Annotated in this window: 9 protein-coding genes; all 9 read left to right on the top strand. The window is 45.5% G+C overall.

The features are described from left to right. The first annotated feature begins 5 nt into the window (after positions 1-5). The 9 genes from IY568_RS17710 to IY568_RS17670 all read left to right on the top strand — a co-directional run bounded on the left by IY568_RS17710 (position 6) and on the right by IY568_RS17670 (position 16251). Complete coding sequence (locus IY568_RS17710) at positions 6-1373, top strand: DUF1329 domain-containing protein (RefSeq protein WP_125559282.1); 1368 nt, start codon at positions 6-8, stop codon at positions 1371-1373. Continuing rightward, positions 1330-2481 carry a WD40/YVTN/BNR-like repeat-containing protein gene (locus IY568_RS17705; protein ID WP_228553427.1) on the top strand — a complete coding sequence of 384 codons (1152 nt, stop codon included), beginning with the start codon at positions 1330-1332 and terminating at the stop codon, positions 2479-2481. Before IY568_RS17710 ends, IY568_RS17705 begins: the two co-directional genes overlap by 44 nt. Then, positions 2481-4811 carry an efflux RND transporter permease subunit gene (locus IY568_RS17700; protein WP_138536658.1) on the top strand — a complete coding sequence of 777 codons (2331 nt, stop codon included), beginning with the start codon at positions 2481-2483 and terminating at the stop codon, positions 4809-4811. Before IY568_RS17705 ends, IY568_RS17700 begins: the two co-directional genes overlap by 1 nt. Before the next feature lie 202 nt (positions 4812-5013). Continuing rightward, entirely contained in the window at positions 5014-9852 is a 4839-nt protein-coding gene (locus IY568_RS17695) for an NAD-glutamate dehydrogenase (protein ID WP_194868283.1), read from the top strand. 254 nt (positions 9853-10106) lie between these two features. Next, positions 10107-11117, top strand: a complete 1011-nt coding sequence (pyrD, locus tag IY568_RS17690; RefSeq protein ID WP_125559293.1) for a quinone-dependent dihydroorotate dehydrogenase — start codon at positions 10107-10109, stop codon at positions 11115-11117. Positions 11118-11359: 242 nt separating this feature from the next. Continuing rightward, the gene (locus IY568_RS17685) at positions 11360-11890 is read left to right on the top strand and encodes a cell division protein ZapC domain-containing protein (RefSeq protein WP_125559295.1); all 531 of its coding nucleotides are present in this window, start codon (positions 11360-11362) and stop codon (positions 11888-11890) included. Positions 11891-12001: 111 nt separating this feature from the next. After that, a complete protein-coding gene (rlmKL, locus tag IY568_RS17680; RefSeq protein ID WP_194868282.1) occupies positions 12002-14113 on the top strand; it encodes a bifunctional 23S rRNA (guanine(2069)-N(7))-methyltransferase RlmK/23S rRNA (guanine(2445)-N(2))-methyltransferase RlmL in 2112 nt (703 codons plus the stop codon). After that, the gene (locus IY568_RS17675; protein WP_010386060.1) at positions 14106-14336 is read left to right on the top strand and encodes a glutaredoxin family protein; all 231 of its coding nucleotides are present in this window, start codon (positions 14106-14108) and stop codon (positions 14334-14336) included. The genes rlmKL and IY568_RS17675 overlap by 8 nt, the downstream gene beginning before the upstream one ends. 1 nt (position 14337) lies before the next feature. Further along, a complete protein-coding gene (locus IY568_RS17670) occupies positions 14338-16251 on the top strand; it encodes an ABC transporter ATP-binding protein (protein ID WP_125559299.1) in 1914 nt (637 codons plus the stop codon). Position 16252: the final 1 nt, after the last annotated feature.

The following is a 16252-nucleotide window of genomic DNA, read 5'->3' as shown; positions in this document are numbered from 1 at the left end:
TCAATATGTTTAGAAAACCTACTATGCTTGCTGCAACAATTATAACAATGATGGCAGCACCGGGTGCATTTGCAAAAATGACCCCTGAAGAAATTGCGCGTTTAGGCGCGGATCTGACTCCAATTGGTGCAGAAAAAGCAGGCAATGCCGATGGTAGTATTCCAGCCTGGACCGGTGGGATCACTAAGCCGCCTGCGGGTTATAAAGTGGGCATGCACCATCCTGATCCTTTTGCAGATGATAAAATCTTGTTCACTATTGATAAAACCAATCTGGATAAGCATAAAGATAAGTTGAGCCCGGGACAGGTTGCTTTGTTTAATACCTACCCAGACACGTTCAAAATGCATGTTTACCCAACTCGTCGTAGTGCTGCATATCCACAGTTTGTTTATGATGCAACTAAAAAGTACGCTGCAACAGCGCAGTTGATTGAAGATGGTAATGGGATTAAAGACACAGCAATTGGTATTCCTTTTCCTATCCCTAAAGACGGTTTAGAAGCTATCTGGAATCACCTGCTACGCTATCGTGGTTTGTCAATCGCGCGTTATGGTGGCCAGGCGATGCCAACTGCATCAGGCTCTTACAACATCATCGGTTTTGATGAGCAGCTGTTAGTAAAATATTCAGATCCTGATGCGACACCTGCTGAGTTAAAAGAGTCTAATGTTCTGTTTAAGTTCAAGCAGAAGGTAACTGAGCCTGCGCGTTTGGCCGGAACCGCACTACTGGTACATGAAACAATGGACCAAATCCTGACTCCTCGTCAGGCGTGGACTTATAACACTGGTCAGCGTCGTGTACGCCGTGCGCCAAACGTTGCTTATGACGCACCAGGAACTGCATCGGACAGCCTGCGTACTACTGATGACTTTGATATGTTCAACGGGTCGCCGAACCGTTATAACTGGACTTTGAAAGGTAAGCAGGAGCTTTACATCCCGTACAATAGCTACAAATTGCACAGTGATAAACTGAAGTACGACGATATTCTGATGGCCGGTCACGTTAATCCTGAACATGTACGCTACGAGAAACATCGTGTTTGGGTAGTTGAAGCAAATCTGAAAGAAGGCACGCGCCACATTTATAAGAAACGTGTTTTCTACATTGATGAGGATAGCTGGCAGATCCACGTTGCAGATTTGTATGATAACCGCGATCAAATGTATCGCGTAGCTATGGCCCATGGCCTGAACTACTATGATGTGCCTACTCATTGGAGTACGCTGGATGTTTACCATGATCTGAACTCTCGCCGTTACTTGGCTATTGGTCTCGACAACGAAGAGAAAATGTACGACTTCAGCCAGTCATTCCAGGACAATGAGTTCACACAAAGCGCTTTACGTCGCGAGGGCAGACGATAAGCACAGCTGCCGGTTAATTCCGGCACAGTACTACTTCTCAGGGACTGTGTTGGCAGTCCCTGAATTTGCACTTCCTATTCTCTCTCACACTAATTATCGAGTACTCATCATGATTAAGAAGTTAGTCGCAACCACGATTGCAGTGATGGCAATGCAAAGTGATGCAGTAGCCGCAGCTTCTGATGCATTAATGGTGGCACATCCTCAGCGTACACTATTAACAGATATCAGTTATACCGGTGCGCAGCTGGTAGCAGTTGGCAAGCATGGCACCATAGTGACCAGCAAAGATGGTAAAACCTGGCAGCAGGCTCAAGTGCCGGTGCAAAGTTTACTGACATCAGTGACGTTTGCCAGCGAAAAAAAAGGTTGGGCGTGTGGTCATGACGCAACCATTTTACACACAGAAGATGGCGGGCAGAGTTGGCTAATTCAGCAACATTTGCCTGATATCGAAAAACCGTGTCTGGATATTACTTTTGCCAATGAGCAAATTGGCTATGCTGTTGGTGCTTACGGCATGATGTATGAAACGACAGATGGCGGAAAAAACTGGACTAAGCGTTTTATCGATGCTTTTGTCCACCCCGATGATGTGACCTATCTGGCGGAGCTAAAAGCAGATGATCCGGCGGCTTATGAAGATGAAACCGCATTTATCCTGCCGCATTTCAACACTTTGCTGATTGATGGCTCACAGTATTTATTAGCCGGCGAGATGGGCTTATTCGCTGTCAGTGAAGATGCCGGGAAAAACTGGCGTAAGTTACCTGAGTTCTATGCAGGTTCTCTTTTCACTATTAGCAAAACAGCAGATGGCCGGGTAGTCACAGCCGGGTTACGTGGAAACGCATTTGTCTCTGACGCCGCGTTATCTCAGTTCCAGCGTCTGGCATTCAACAAAACTGCTACCATTAATCAGGTATTGACGGTTGATGATCAACAATACTTGTTTGCGAACAGTGGCGTTATTCACACACGTACCGAAACAGGTCTGTCTAGTGAGCAGTTGAAAAATGGTAAATCTATTATGGCCGGCGTTATGTTCGAAGGACAATTGGTGCTGGCAACGGAAAACGGGATCCAGATAGTAGAGGTTAAACACTAATGCAGTCATTGTTAAACCAACTTGTTTACGTTGTTTTCAGACATCGTGTTGCGATGATTATACTCTTCATCATAGCAACTCTGTTCTTAGGCTATCGCGCAACACAGATCCAGCTTGATGCATCTTTCAATAAAAATATTCCGCTAAATCATGAGTATATGAAGGTATACCTGAAACATGAAAAACAGTTTGGCGGTGCGAACAGCATTCTGATATCCGTCTGTGATGCAGATGGAGATATTTTTAATCCAGAATTCTTTACTCAGTTAAAAGCAGTACATGATCAGCTTTATTTTATTCCTGGCGTGAATCGCCCGCTGGTTAACTCTATTTTTGCGCCCAGCGCCCGCTTTGTTGAGGTTGTAGAGGACGGTTTTGCGGGTGGTCCTATTATTCCTGCTAACTTTTCTGCCGATGAGGCAGGCCTGGCTGTGGTTAAGCAAAACATCGAGAAAGCCAAAGTTGTGGGCCGCATGGTCGCTAGCGATTATTCTTGTGCGATGGTCACAGCGCAACTAATGGAAATTGATCCTCAAACGCAGGAAAAGCTCGATACGTTGGCATTTGCGAAGAAACTGGAAAGTGAAATTCGCGAGCCACTTAGCACGGATAAAGTATCTATCCATATCATTGGCTTTGCGAAAATGGCGGGTGATATTGCAGATGGAGCAAAAGGGGTAATTCTGTTCTTCGCAGTTGCGATTCTGTTCACGTTTGTGATGGTTTGGTTATTCTGTAAGAGTTTCAAACTGACTTTATTGCCTATTATGTGCTCCTTGATTGCCGTGGTGTGGCAAATGGGCCTACTTACTGTTCTGGGTTTTGGGTTAGATCCTATGTCTATTCTGGTGCCATTTCTGGTCTTTGCAATTGGCGTGAGTCATGGTGTGCAGATGATCAATGCGATCGGCAAAAAGGTGGCTGAAGGCGTTAGTAGCAAAGTGGCGGCTGAGGCGAGTTTCAAGGCGCTGTTAATCCCCGGTGGTATTGCCTTGCTGTCAGACACCGTAGGCTTCTTAACGTTACTAGCTATCGACATTGGCATTATTCGTGAGCTGGCAATCACCGCAAGTTTGGGTGTGGCCGTGATTATTTTCACTAACCTGATCCTGCTTCCAGTGCTGGCGTCTTACTATAATTCGAGCAAAATACATCGTGTTGATGATGGTAACTCGTTCAGTAATAAGCTATTCACCACGATGCGTGAAGCGCTAGTGAAAACGACAGATAAGCGCGTTGCACGGATCATCTTGTTGGTCAGTGCGATTCTATTTGGTCTTGGCTACTGGCAATCTCAGCATATGCAAATAGGTGATTTGCATGCGGGTGCACCCGCGCTTCATGAAGACGCTCGCTACAATCAGGATACTTTCCTGATCTCAGACCGGTATGCCATTTCATCTGATATTCTCAAAGTGTTGGTTGAAGCCTATCCTGCGGCCTGCACAGAGCACGATACAATGGACAGGATTAGTCGTTTTCAGTGGCGCGTTGAGAACTTGCCAGGCGTCCAGTCTGCAGTGTCTCTGAGCTCAGTCGCGCAATCTGTGAATGCCGGTTATAACGAGGGCAATCTCAAGTGGCAAACATTACCGCGTAATGGCGCATCACTGGTTCAGGCTACGTCGCGAGTTGAAACAAGCACAGGTTTGTTAAATGGTGATTGTTCTGTGATGCCTATTATTATCTTCATGGCTGATCACAAAGCCCAAACCATAGATAATGTAGTCACGCAGATAAAAGCGTTTGCACAGGAAGAGGGCACCGATACGGTACAATTTAAACTGGCTTCTGGCCCCATTGGTGTTATGGCCGCGACCAATGAATCTGTATCTGAAGCACAGTTACCCATGATGATCTACGTATATGGGGCTGTTATCGTTCTGTGCTTGATTAGCTTCAGAAGTGTACGTGCGACCATCGCTGTGGTTTTACCTTTGTATATCGTATCTACTCTGGCACAAGCCTTGATGGTTAAACTCGAAATTGGCTTAACTGTATCAACTTTACCTGTTATCGCCTTAGGTGTGGGTATAGGTGTCGATTACGGTATTTATATTCTCTCTTCTATGATGACGCAGCTTAAGCAAGGCGTGCCACTTGCTTATGCATATCGTAACGCCTTGGCAGAAAGAGGGAGTGCAGTACTCTTTACAGGGATTACTTTGGCAATTGGTGTCAGTACCTGGATTTTCTCAGCACTCAAATTCCAGGTGGATATGGGGATATTATTAACCTTTATGTTCCTCGTTAATATGCTGGGCGCCGTTTTATTATTACCTGCAATAGGAACCTTAATCTGGACAGACCAGAAAAAAAAGTGTGAATAAAAGTGCTTATAAATGGCCGGTTTCGGCCATTTATATCTATATTTAGTGAATATCTGACCAACCAGCTGAAAAGGCTATAATGTTTTCGTCGAAAAGGCTTTTTATTAGCGCCAGAAAGGTTAAAATTCACATGACTCCACGCTAATAAATGGCTGTACAAATAATCTACCGTTCAAAGGTGGTATAGATTAAGGAACACATAATGACACAAAATGAAGGTCCAGCGTCAGTTATCCTGGATAACGTCACCAAGCTGATCCACAAAAAAGTTCATGCCGAAAACGTGTCGCTCGTTGAAACTTTTGCCAAAGCCTTGTACAGCAATATGTCTAAAGAGGACTTGGCACATCGTAACGACAGCGACTTATACGGAGCCGCATTGAGTCTTTGGAATTCTCTGGAAAAGAATGCCAATGACGATGCGGTTATTCGCGTTTTTAACCCTGAAGTAGCCAAAGATGGTTGGCAATCCTCTCACACGATCGTTGAGATCATCGCGAAAGACATGCCGTTCCTGGTTGACTCGGTACGCATGGCACTTGGCCGCAAAAATATCGTGTCTCACTTACTGTTACACAGCCCGCTTAAAGTAAAGCGCGATGGTGACAATAAGATTACGGCGCTTTCAAACCTAAAAACCGAGCAGGAATCCTCATCGACAAAAACTGTTTTCTTCATTGAGATTGATCGTCAGACTGACGCAAAAGCAATGAAAGAGTTCACCGAAGAACTGGAATCAGTGTTGAAAGATGTGTCTGTAGCTGTAGAAGACTGGAAGCCTATCCGAGATAAATTGGTTGCGGTCAGTAAAGAGATACCGACGCGTCACCATGACTGCTCACAGGCAGAAGTCAATGAAGCAGTTGAGTTCCTTGAATGGTTATCTTCAGATAACTTCACCTTTATGGGCTACCGTCAGTACGACCTAGTGCCTGTTCAGGGTGATCATGAACTGCGCGCAGTGCCAGACACCAGCCTGGGTTTGATGAAAAACTCGAGCCATGACGGCGGCCGCTTACTGTCTGAGCTACCAGAAGTCGCACGTAAAGAAGCTCGCAGCAAAAATCTACTGATTTTAACTAAGACCAATTCACTGTCTCGTGTTCATCGTCCGGCCTATATTGATTATGTGGGTATCAAGCGCTTTGACGAGCAGGGCAACGTTATTGGTGAAGACCGTTTCATCGGTTTATTCTCATCGAGCTTCTACAATAACAGCGCTGCAGATGTGCCAGTTCTTAAGAGTAAGATCCAGCGCATTATGGAGCAGTGTGACTTTGCACAAGGGACACACGCGTATAAAGCTGTGCTTAACTTGCTGGAAACTTATCCGCGTGATGAGTTGGTGCAGGCGCGCGAGGTCGAGCTATTGGAAGTAGCAACTGGCGTATTGCAAATTCAGGAACGCGACATGTGTCGTTTGTTCGTTCGCCGTGATGTATACGGGCGTTTCTTTTCATGCATGGTCTATGTACCGCGTGAGCGCTATAACACGGCACTACGTCGTGAAACTCAAAAACTGTTGGCAGATGCATTTAAGTCCAATGAAAAAGTTGAGTTTACGACCTTTTTCTCAGAGTCCACACTGGCGAGAACGCATTACATCGTACGTGTGGCAGATAACAGTATTAAGTACAACGTGAAAGACATTGAAAACAACCTGGCAGAAGCCGCTCGCACTTGGGAAGACAAACTACAATCAGCACTGCTTGGTAGCAATGGCGAAACCCGCGGTAATGAGCTAAACCGTAAATATGCCAACGCGTTCCCACACTCATACAAAGATCAAGTGTTACCAAGTGCCGCTGTGGTCGATATTGAGAAGCTGGAGCAGCTAAGCGATGAGAAAAAGCTGGAAATGCTTTTCTATCGTCCGCAGGAAGAATCGAACAGCGAAATCGTTCGTTTGAGCTTGTTCCACAAAGACGTACCAATTCACCTGTCTGACGTTATGCCAATGTTGGAAAACTTTGGTCTTCGCGTGATTGGTGAAACGCCCTATGCGATCAAGAGTAGCGACGGTCAGGTAAACTGGATCATGGACTTCTCCATGATGATCGACTCAAAAGGGATTGCAGACTTTGATAAAGTGTCAGCCCGTTTCCGTGCTGCACTGACTAACGTTTGGAATAACCGTCTTGAGAGCGATGGTTTCAATCGCATGGTTCTGCTGGGTGGCATGACCGGACGTGAAGCGTCAATTCTGCGTGCGTATGCTAAGTATATGCGTCAGATTGGTGTGACATTCTCGCAGTCATACATCGAAAATACCTTTGAGCATTACCCGCACATTGCAGCACAAATTGTTGAGCTGTTTGTGAAGAAGTTCTCACCAGCGAAAAAAGCGGCTGAGAAGACGCTTGAGAAACTGATCGAGAAAATTTACCTGGAGCTCGAAAACGTTGCTAACCTGGATGATGACCGCATCATTCGCATGTATGTTGACATGATCAACGCCACGTTGCGTACCAACTTCTATCAAAAAGAAGCGGACGATAGCAACAAATCTTATATTTCATTCAAGATCAACCCGCATGCGATCCCTGAGATGCCTCTGCCGCTGCCTGCGTATGAAATCTTCGTTTATTCACCTCGTGTAGAAGGTGTACATTTACGCGGTGGTAAAGTAGCACGTGGTGGTCTGCGTTGGTCAGATCGTCGTGAAGACTTCCGTACTGAGGTACTGGGTCTGGTTAAAGCGCAACAGGTTAAAAATACGGTAATCGTTCCTGTCGGCTCAAAAGGTGGTTTTGTTTGTAAGCAACTGCCAAACGATCGTGAAGGCTTCTTTAAAGAAGGTCAGGAATGCTACAAGATGTTCATCCGTGGCCTGTTAGACATCACAGATAACATCATTCATGGCGACATCATTCCACCGGTTGACGTAGTTCGTCATGACGAAGATGACCCATATCTGGTTGTTGCAGCCGATAAAGGAACAGCCACATTCTCTGATATTGCCAACGGTATTGCTGAAGAGTATAACTTCTGGCTAGGCGACGCATTCGCTTCTGGTGGTTCAATTGGTTATGACCACAAGAAAATGGGTATCACTGCGAAAGGTGCGTGGGAGTCGGTTAAGCGTCATTTCCGAGAAATGGACATTGACTGTCAGACAACTGATTTTACAGCGGTTGGTATCGGCGACATGGGTGGTGACGTATTTGGTAATGGTATGTTGCTGTCTAAGCACATTCGCCTGCAGGCAGCCTTTAACCACATGCATATCTTTATCGACCCGAACCCGGATGCGGCATCGTCTTATGTAGAACGTGATCGTCTATTCAACTTGCCTCGTTCAAGCTGGGAAGACTACAACAAAGAGCTTATTTCTGAAGGTGGTGGTGTATTCTCACGTGCAGCTAAGTCAATCACATTGACCGCTGAGATGAAGAAAATGATTGGCACTAAAAAAGCCAGCATGACACCAAATGAGCTGATTAAAGCGCTACTTAAAATGCCTGCTGACCTTTTATGGAACGGTGGTATCGGTACTTACATTAAAGCTAAGTCTGAATCCAATGCAGATGTAGGTGACCGTGCTAATGACGGTTTGCGTATCGATGGTTCTGAACTGGGCGCGAAAATCTTCGGTGAAGGTGGTAACCTGGGTGCAACTCAGCTGGGTCGTATCGAGTTTGCCGAGAAGGGCGGGCGTATCAACACCGACTTTATCGATAACGTAGGTGGTGTGGCGTGTTCGGATAACGAGGTAAACATCAAGATCCTATTGAATGGCCTGGTTGCTGAAGGTGACCTGACTAAGAAACAGCGTGATGAACTTCTGTATGCCATGACTGATGAAGTATCTGAGCTGGTACTGGCAGATTGTTACCGTCAAACACATACGCTGTCTATCACTAAGTCGAAAGGCCCGGCAACACTGAAAGAGAAAATCCGCTTTATCCATGCATTGGAAAAAGACGGTAAGCTTGACCGTACGATAGAGTTTTTGCCTACTGATGAAGAACTCGCAGAGCGTGCTGCGGCAGGGTCAGATCTGACTCGTCCAGAGCTGTCTGTGTTAGTCTCTTACTCTAAAATGGTGTTGAAGGAGTCTCTGGTTGTTGATGAGATCTCAGAGAATCCATACTATCGTCAGCTGTTAGTAAATTCATTCCCAATCCCACTGCGTGAGCGTTTTAACGCGGCAATGGATAACCACCCACTGCGTAAAGAGATTATTGCAACTAAACTTGCGAATAATATCGTTAACGACATGGGTCTGAACTTCATGATCCGTATGCACGAAGAAACTGGTGCAACGGAAGCCGAAATTGCGCTGTGTTACTCAATTGCCAGTGAAATTTTCGAAATGAAAGAGACCTGGCAGTCAATTGCAGCATTGGATAACCATATTCCATCAGCAGTACAGACTGAAATGTTGTATCAGTTGCGTCGTACAGTACGTCGCACGACACGTTGGTTCCTGCGTCACCGCAACAAAGGTATGACGATTGAAGAAACCATCGCGTTCTTTGCGCCGACCTTTGCTGATCTGAGCAATAACCTGAACAACTACATGGTTGAAGATGAAAGTGCACGTTTGACAGAAAAAGCCGATGCGCTTGTCGCACAAGGTGTACCAGAGCAAATTGCTATGCGTATCGTTTCTCTGTCTAGTCTGTTCTCTGTAATGGATCTGGCTGAAGTAGCAGCAAACGCCGGTCGCGCGATTGACGTGGTGTCAAACACCTACTTCAAACTGGGTGCGAATATGGGTCTGCACTGGTTCCTGGATCAGATCACTGCACAACCTGTCGCTAACCACTGGCAGGCTCTGGCGCGTGCATCTTACCGTGAAGAGCTGGACTGGCAGCAACGTGCTTTGTCTGAAGTTGTATTGAACAGCTTTGAGGGAGACGACCATGATGTTGATTCACTGATCAATCAGTGGATGGAAAATCAGTCTACCTTGTTGCTACGCTGGCAACAGATGCTGGCTGAGTTCAAGACCTCACAAAGCCATGACTTTGCGAAGTTCTCAGTGGCATTGCGTGAGCTGATGTTGTTGAGTCACAACTGTGACACTTCCAAATAGAAAATAACCCGTTAAAATACCCCGGCATTGCTGGGGTATTTTTTTATCTCAGATTTGAAATTGATACTGAATTGGTTCATTAGATGAGCCACTTTGAGGCAAGAAAATCCTGTCGATAATCTGGCAATAATTTAGCTGTTTAGTGTACAAAACAAGAGGTTTTTAACACAGTTAGCGGCAGGTTTTATTCTTTAAATTGGTTATGCATTAATGCTGATTGGTGTCATACGTTACTAGGAACTTAAGGAGTCTCCATGTTTTATGATTTAGCGCGTCGCTATATGTTCAGTAAAGATGCCGAGTGGGCTCATGATTTCGCACTCGGAAATTTACGCCGCTTCGCGAATACCCCATTAAGTATGGCCTGGTCACAGTCACTTCCAAAGAAACCGGTTAATTTCCTTGGCTTGGAATTTGACAACCCGGTTGGGTTAGCTGCGGGACTCGATAAAAATGCGGAATGCATTGATGCATTCAGCCAGATGGGTTTTGGCTTTATTGAGGTGGGAACGGTCACACCCAGACCTCAGGCAGGTAACGAAAAACCGCGGATCTTCAGGTTGCCTGAAGCGAACGCAATTATTAACCGGATGGGCTTCAATAATAAAGGGGTCGACAACCTGGTTAACAATGTAAAAGCAGCGCGTTATAACGGGATCCTGGGTATCAACATCGGTAAAAATAAAGATACGCCGAACGAGCAGGGCAAAGATGACTACATTCACTGTATGCGCAAAGTGTTTGAGCATGCATCTTATATTACCGTTAATATATCCTCACCCAATACACCGGGTTTGCGCGACCTGCAATATGGCGAAGCATTGGATGACTTGCTGCAAAGTTTAAAGAACGAGCAAATCGACCTCATCGAGAAGCATAAAAAGTCAGTACCAATGCTGGTAAAAATCGCACCCGATGTTGACGCTGTACAGTTGCAGCAAATTGCCGAGTCATTAGTTAACAACCGTATTGATGGTGTTATTGCAACTAATACAACCTTATCAAGAGAAGCGGTTAAAGGGTTAGAGCACGCTGAAGAAGCCGGTGGCTTATCGGGTCGCCCGGTACGTGAAAAATCCACACAAGTTGTTAGTGAATTGAAACGAATGACTGAAGGTAAACTGCCTATTATTGGTGTTGGCGGGATCGACAGCGCCGCAGCGGCAAAAGAAAAGCTCAATGCAGGCGCAGATTTAGTGCAGGTTTACACTGGCTTTATCTATGAAGGACCTCAGTTGATCAAAAAGATCCTCACTGAGATCTAACTAGCTGTTTTATAAGCTTATGAAATAGTTTGTAATTATTTTGAAATATACAGACGAACTCTTGAGCTAATGTGAAAAACGATCTTTTCCTTGTGGAAAAGATCGTTTTTTCCTTATAAAGATCATTTATATAGCACGATGATCTAAAACAATTTGTTATTACAAAAATTTTTACACAGTGATAATTCGCGATATACTTCTTTACAGGCATACGCACATAACACATTGATATTGGGAGGTCCATTTTGCAAGCATCCAAAGAGTGGCGTTGGATTAGATGTAGCCACAGAAACAGACTGCTTGTTGACTTGGGCGAGGACCTTCAGTTATGTACGCCATTTCGCTTGAGGCAGTTAACCGAAGATTCCCTTCATAGCGTCGATTTGAGTGTCGACGAAGCCGCTTTTTATCGTAATGTGTATGATTATTTGCTTGGTTTTAAGGTCTGGTCTGAACCTCAGTGTTGTCAGATAGCGCTTAATGCCACAGCAGCAAAATTCCATCTACTTCCCGTTCAGGCCAAAAGTTGGTTTTTCAAATGTTACAACGGGGGCCAACCCTTGTGCGAAGCTGTAGTTACTCTCCAATCAAGATGCCAGTCAGGTGAATTCCTGATAGTCGATCATAACCAGGAAACCAGCATGTGTATCAACCTGACTCAGGGTTTTATGCTGGATGAGAACATCGAGTTGGAGCAGTTTCAGGCCATCAAGGTACTGAATGACAGAGTGCACCCTCTGATCCAGGCACATAAGTTGACCCAAACAGCCTGACAGGGCAGCTTCTCATTTTTATCATGCGCCAACGCGTACAGCCACTCTGATATCCCAGTCTGTCACTTGCTGTGTTATACTCGCTGCAATTGAAATTATTGAGTATTTACATTGCAGTTTATCGCCTTAACGTCCATTGGAATTGAAAACCTGTTGCTTGAAGAACTTCAGTCTCAGGGACTTGAAGTCGTCAAGCAAAGCGTTGGTTCGGTCCGCTTCACTGCGGATAGCCTGGCTGTTCAAAAATTCTGTATGACAACGCGTTTTGCCACGCGTGTCATGATGCTGATTGATGAACATGAAGACATCAACAATAAAGATGATTTGTACAAGTTTGCGCGTTTTCAGGGCTGGCAGGAGTGGTTTGGTCCAAAGCAAACGTTTGCGGTTGAATTCAATGGCACTAACCGGGAACTAAAAAACACTCAGTTTTCCGGTCTAGTCATCAAAGATGCCATTGTGGATTATTTTCAGGATCTGTACGAGCAACGTCCGTCTGTTGATAAACAAGAAGCCAATGTGCGCGTTATCGCCAAGCTCAATAAACAGAAAATTGCATTATATATCGACTATTCAGGCCCGCGCTTGTCTGACAGAGGGTACCGAACCAAGCAAGGTCGGGCACCGATCCGGGAGAACCTGGCAGCGGCTCTCGTAAAACGAAGTGGCTGGCTGAGTGATACCTCTAAGCCATTATTTGACCCGTGTTGTGGTTCCGGCACGTTATTGATTGAGGCGGCCAGTATGGCCCTGAATGTCCCAGCTAATCTGAATAAAGATTTTGCCTTCAAACGTTTGCCTGGTTTTCGTGATGCCAAATTTAAAGAGCTTAAAGCTGAATTGAAGCAGGCACAGCTGGATAAACCTTTATGGATCATCGGTCAGGACATTGATGCGCAGGTGCTCGATACAGCCAGAGGAAATGCTAAACGTGCCGGGCTTGGGCAATATATTCGCTTTAACGACGGAGATGCCAGTCAGCTGACTTGTGTCGCTAAGCGTCCAGGCACGTTATTAAGTAACTTGCCTTATGGTGAGCGTCTGGGTTCTATGGCTGAGCTGATTAACCTGTATCGGGGGATGGGCGAGCGCTTTAAAAAGCACTATAAAGATTGGTCATTGGCATTACTTGGCACAGATGAAGCGTTGTTTAAAACACTTAAGTTGTCGTCTAAAAAGCGCTACAAATTTAAAAATGGTCCACTCGACGTGTCCCTCTATTTGTATGATATGGATGAACGTCAGGTAGCGCAAAATGAACAAGCAGGGGCACTGCATTTTGAGCAGTCTCGAGCCTTCGCAAACCGGGTTAAAAAGAACAAGCAGGCTTTGAAAAGCTGGCTCAAGAAAGAGCAAGTCGAGGCCTACCGTGTCTATGATGCCGATATTCCAGAATATAATGTAGCAGTCGATGTCTATGGTGACAGTGCCGTCGTATTTGAGTACGCAGCACCTAAAGAAATTGATGAACTGGTTGCCAATAAGCGTCTTCAAGACGTGATCACGCTTACCGCCGAAACCTTGGATATTGACCCTTCTAACATTGCGGTTAAAGTCCGTAAAAAGCAAAAAGGTCAGGAACAATATAATGCACTCAGTAAGCAAAACCGAGTGCAAGTCGTTGAAGAGTTTGGTGCTAAATTCAAAGTAAACTTGTTTGATTATCTGGACACCGGGCTGTTTTTAGATCATCGTCTGGCAAGACGATATATTCAGCAAAATGCTAAGAACAAGCGTGTTCTTAACTTGTTTGCTTATACAGGGAGCGCTTCGGTTCATGCGGCACTTGGTGGTGCAAAAGCGGTGACGACAGTGGACATGTCTAAGACTTATCTGAAGTGGGCAGAAGAAAACTTTGCCTTAAATGAGCTGCGTAATCCTCGGTTTAGGTTTGAACAGGCAGACTGTCTGAAATGGCTTGAGCATGCGCAAGGTCAATATGATCTTATCTTTCTTGACCCGCCAACTTTCTCGAATTCAAAGCGGATGAAAGAGGTTTTTGATGTCCAGCGGGATCATATTCAGTTGCTTGAGTGGGTCAAAAAAATTCTCAGTCCTGGCGGTACCTTGTTATTCTCCAATAACAAACGGGGTTTTAAAATGGATGAAGTGGGTTTGATGGGGCTCGGCCTGAAAGCCGAAAATGTGTCAGATCAGACCTTGTCGCCGGATTTTAAGCGTAACAAGCAAATTCATAATAGTTGGTTGATCACTCATGGCTAAGCTCACTCTGTTTTATACCGATGGCTGTCACCTGTGCGAGCAAGCCTATGAACTGGTGTTACGTTGTGTTGCCAGCGATGCAGTGCAGCATCAGGACATTGTGGAAGATCCGCAACTGATGGCTGAATACCAGACTTCTATTCCCGTACTTAAGTCAACAGATAGCGCCAGAACTTTGTTTTGGCCCTTCACAGAACAAGATATAAAAGAGTTGTTAAAGTAAGATGGATTTAATCAGAATTGCACGGGCCCAACTGGCTTTTGGCACTCATCCCCTGTTAGATCAGGCAGATGCAGTCATTGAAGCAGGTGAACGGGTCTGTATTGTCGGGCGCAACGGTGCCGGTAAGTCAACCCTACTCAAAGTTCTGGATGGCCAGGTCCACTTGGACGATGGTGAAATTAACCAGGTCTCGGGACTTAAAGTGTCTCGCCTTGAACAGGACCCGCCAAAAGGAGCGCAGGGCAGTGTATTCGATTATGTGGCTGGGGGTCTTCCCAATATTGCCCAGCTGTTGATTGATTATCACAATGTCAGCGAAGCGTTGCAAACTGATCACTCTAGTAGCTTATTGAGCCGTCTCGAACGTTTGTCCGCAGATATTGAAGCCCAGGATGCATGGCGTTTCGAAAGTCGTATCAAGCTGGTGCTGACGCAGTTGCAACTGACCGCTAATATGAAACTCGAAAAGTTATCAGGCGGTTGGCTACGCAAAGTGGCTCTGGCTAAGGCTTTGGTGAGTGATCCTGATCTGTTATTGCTTGATGAACCAACCAACCACCTGGACATGAGCAGTGTCGAGTGGCTTGAGCAGTTTTTAAAAGAATTCAAAGGCGGCATTGTTTTTATTTCGCACGACCGGGCATTTATTCGCGGTGTTGCAACGCGGATACTCGACTTAGATCGTGGAAAGCTGGTCTCTTATCCGGGCGATTATGCCAAATATCTTGAGCAAAAGGCGCACGACCTCAAAGTAGAGGAAGCACAAAATGCCTTGTTCGATAAAAAGCTAGCGGAAGAAGAGACCTGGATCCGTCAAGGGATAAAAGCACGACGTACACGCAACGAGGGACGAGTCAGAGCTCTAAAAGCACTGCGGGTTGAACGTAAGCAGCGTGTTGAACAAGTTGGTAAGACCGACTTTAACATTGAATCGGCGGAGCGTTCAGGGAAACTGGTCTTTGAGGCGCAACACATTGGTCATGCTTTTAAAGATAAGCGCATTGTTGATGAATTCTCGACCCTGGTTATGCGTGGTGATCGGGTTGGCTTAATTGGTCCAAACGGGGTCGGTAAAACGACGTTACTGAAAATTTTATTTGGTGATATCTCTCCCGATAAAGGTAAGGTGAAGCAAGGCGTCAACCTTGAAGTGGCCTATTTTGACCAGTACCGGGAAAAACTGGATGAGGAAAAAACGGTTCAGGACAATGTCGCTGAAGGGAAACAAGAAGTACAAATGGGTGGTCGTAGCCGGCATGTACTGGGTTATCTGCAAGACTTCTTGTTTCCTCCTGCACGCGCTCGTACCCCGGTTAAGGCGTTATCGGGGGGAGAAAAGAACCGCCTGTTGCTGGCTAAGTTGTTTCTAAAACCTTCGAATGTTCTGGTACTGGATGAGCCGACCAATGATTTGGATATTGAAACACTTGAGTTACTTGAAGAGATCATCAATCAGTATCAGGGGACTATCCTGATTGTTAGCCACGACAGGGAGTTTATCGATAATACCTGTAACAGTGTTTGGGCATTTGAAGGTAATGGCAAGGTGACTGAGATCGTAGGTGGCTTTAGTGATTTTGAAGCGTACCGATCGCAGCAGGAGGCACAGAAAAAAGCGCTGGAAAAACTCGACAAAGAGAAACAACAAGCAAGCGATAACAAAAAACCTGCCAATAAAAACAAATCAGGCAAATTAAGCTACAAATTAAAGCTTGAACTGGAAGCATTGCCGGGTAAAGTAGAGGCTCTGGAAAACGAGCTGGAAGAGCAGCAAAACCTGGTGAATTCGCCGGAGTTTTTTAAGCAAGATCCTGAAACGACCCAAACCGCGTTGAACCAATTGGCTGACCTTGAGTCCAAGCTTGAAGCCGCGTTTGAGCGTTGGGAAGAATTAGAAGCATTACAGAATCAGTAGT

It is taken from the genome of Pseudoalteromonas sp. PPB1 (genome assembly GCF_015356275.1).
GTDB classification, from domain to species: Bacteria; Pseudomonadota; Gammaproteobacteria; order Enterobacterales; family Alteromonadaceae; genus Pseudoalteromonas; species Pseudoalteromonas rubra_D.
This window is presented reverse-complemented; position numbering and strand designations above follow the sequence as displayed.

Excerpts from the sequence above, each read along its gene's own strand:
- IY568_RS17710 (WP_125559282.1), top strand. The coding sequence starts at position 6 with ATGTTTAGAAAACCTACTATGCTTGCTGCAACAATTATAACAATGATG.
- IY568_RS17705 (WP_228553427.1), top strand. The coding sequence starts at position 1,330 with ATGAGTTCACACAAAGCGCTTTACGTCGCGAGGGCAGACGATAAGCAC.
- IY568_RS17700 (WP_138536658.1), top strand. The coding sequence starts at position 2,481 with ATGCAGTCATTGTTAAACCAACTTGTTTACGTTGTTTTCAGACATCGT.
- IY568_RS17695 (WP_194868283.1), top strand. The coding sequence starts at position 5,014 with ATGACACAAAATGAAGGTCCAGCGTCAGTTATCCTGGATAACGTCACC.
- pyrD (WP_125559293.1), top strand. The coding sequence starts at position 10,107 with ATGTTTTATGATTTAGCGCGTCGCTATATGTTCAGTAAAGATGCCGAG.
- IY568_RS17675 (WP_010386060.1), top strand. The coding sequence starts at position 14,106 with ATGGCTAAGCTCACTCTGTTTTATACCGATGGCTGTCACCTGTGCGAG.
- IY568_RS17670 (WP_125559299.1), top strand. The coding sequence starts at position 14,338 with ATGGATTTAATCAGAATTGCACGGGCCCAACTGGCTTTTGGCACTCAT.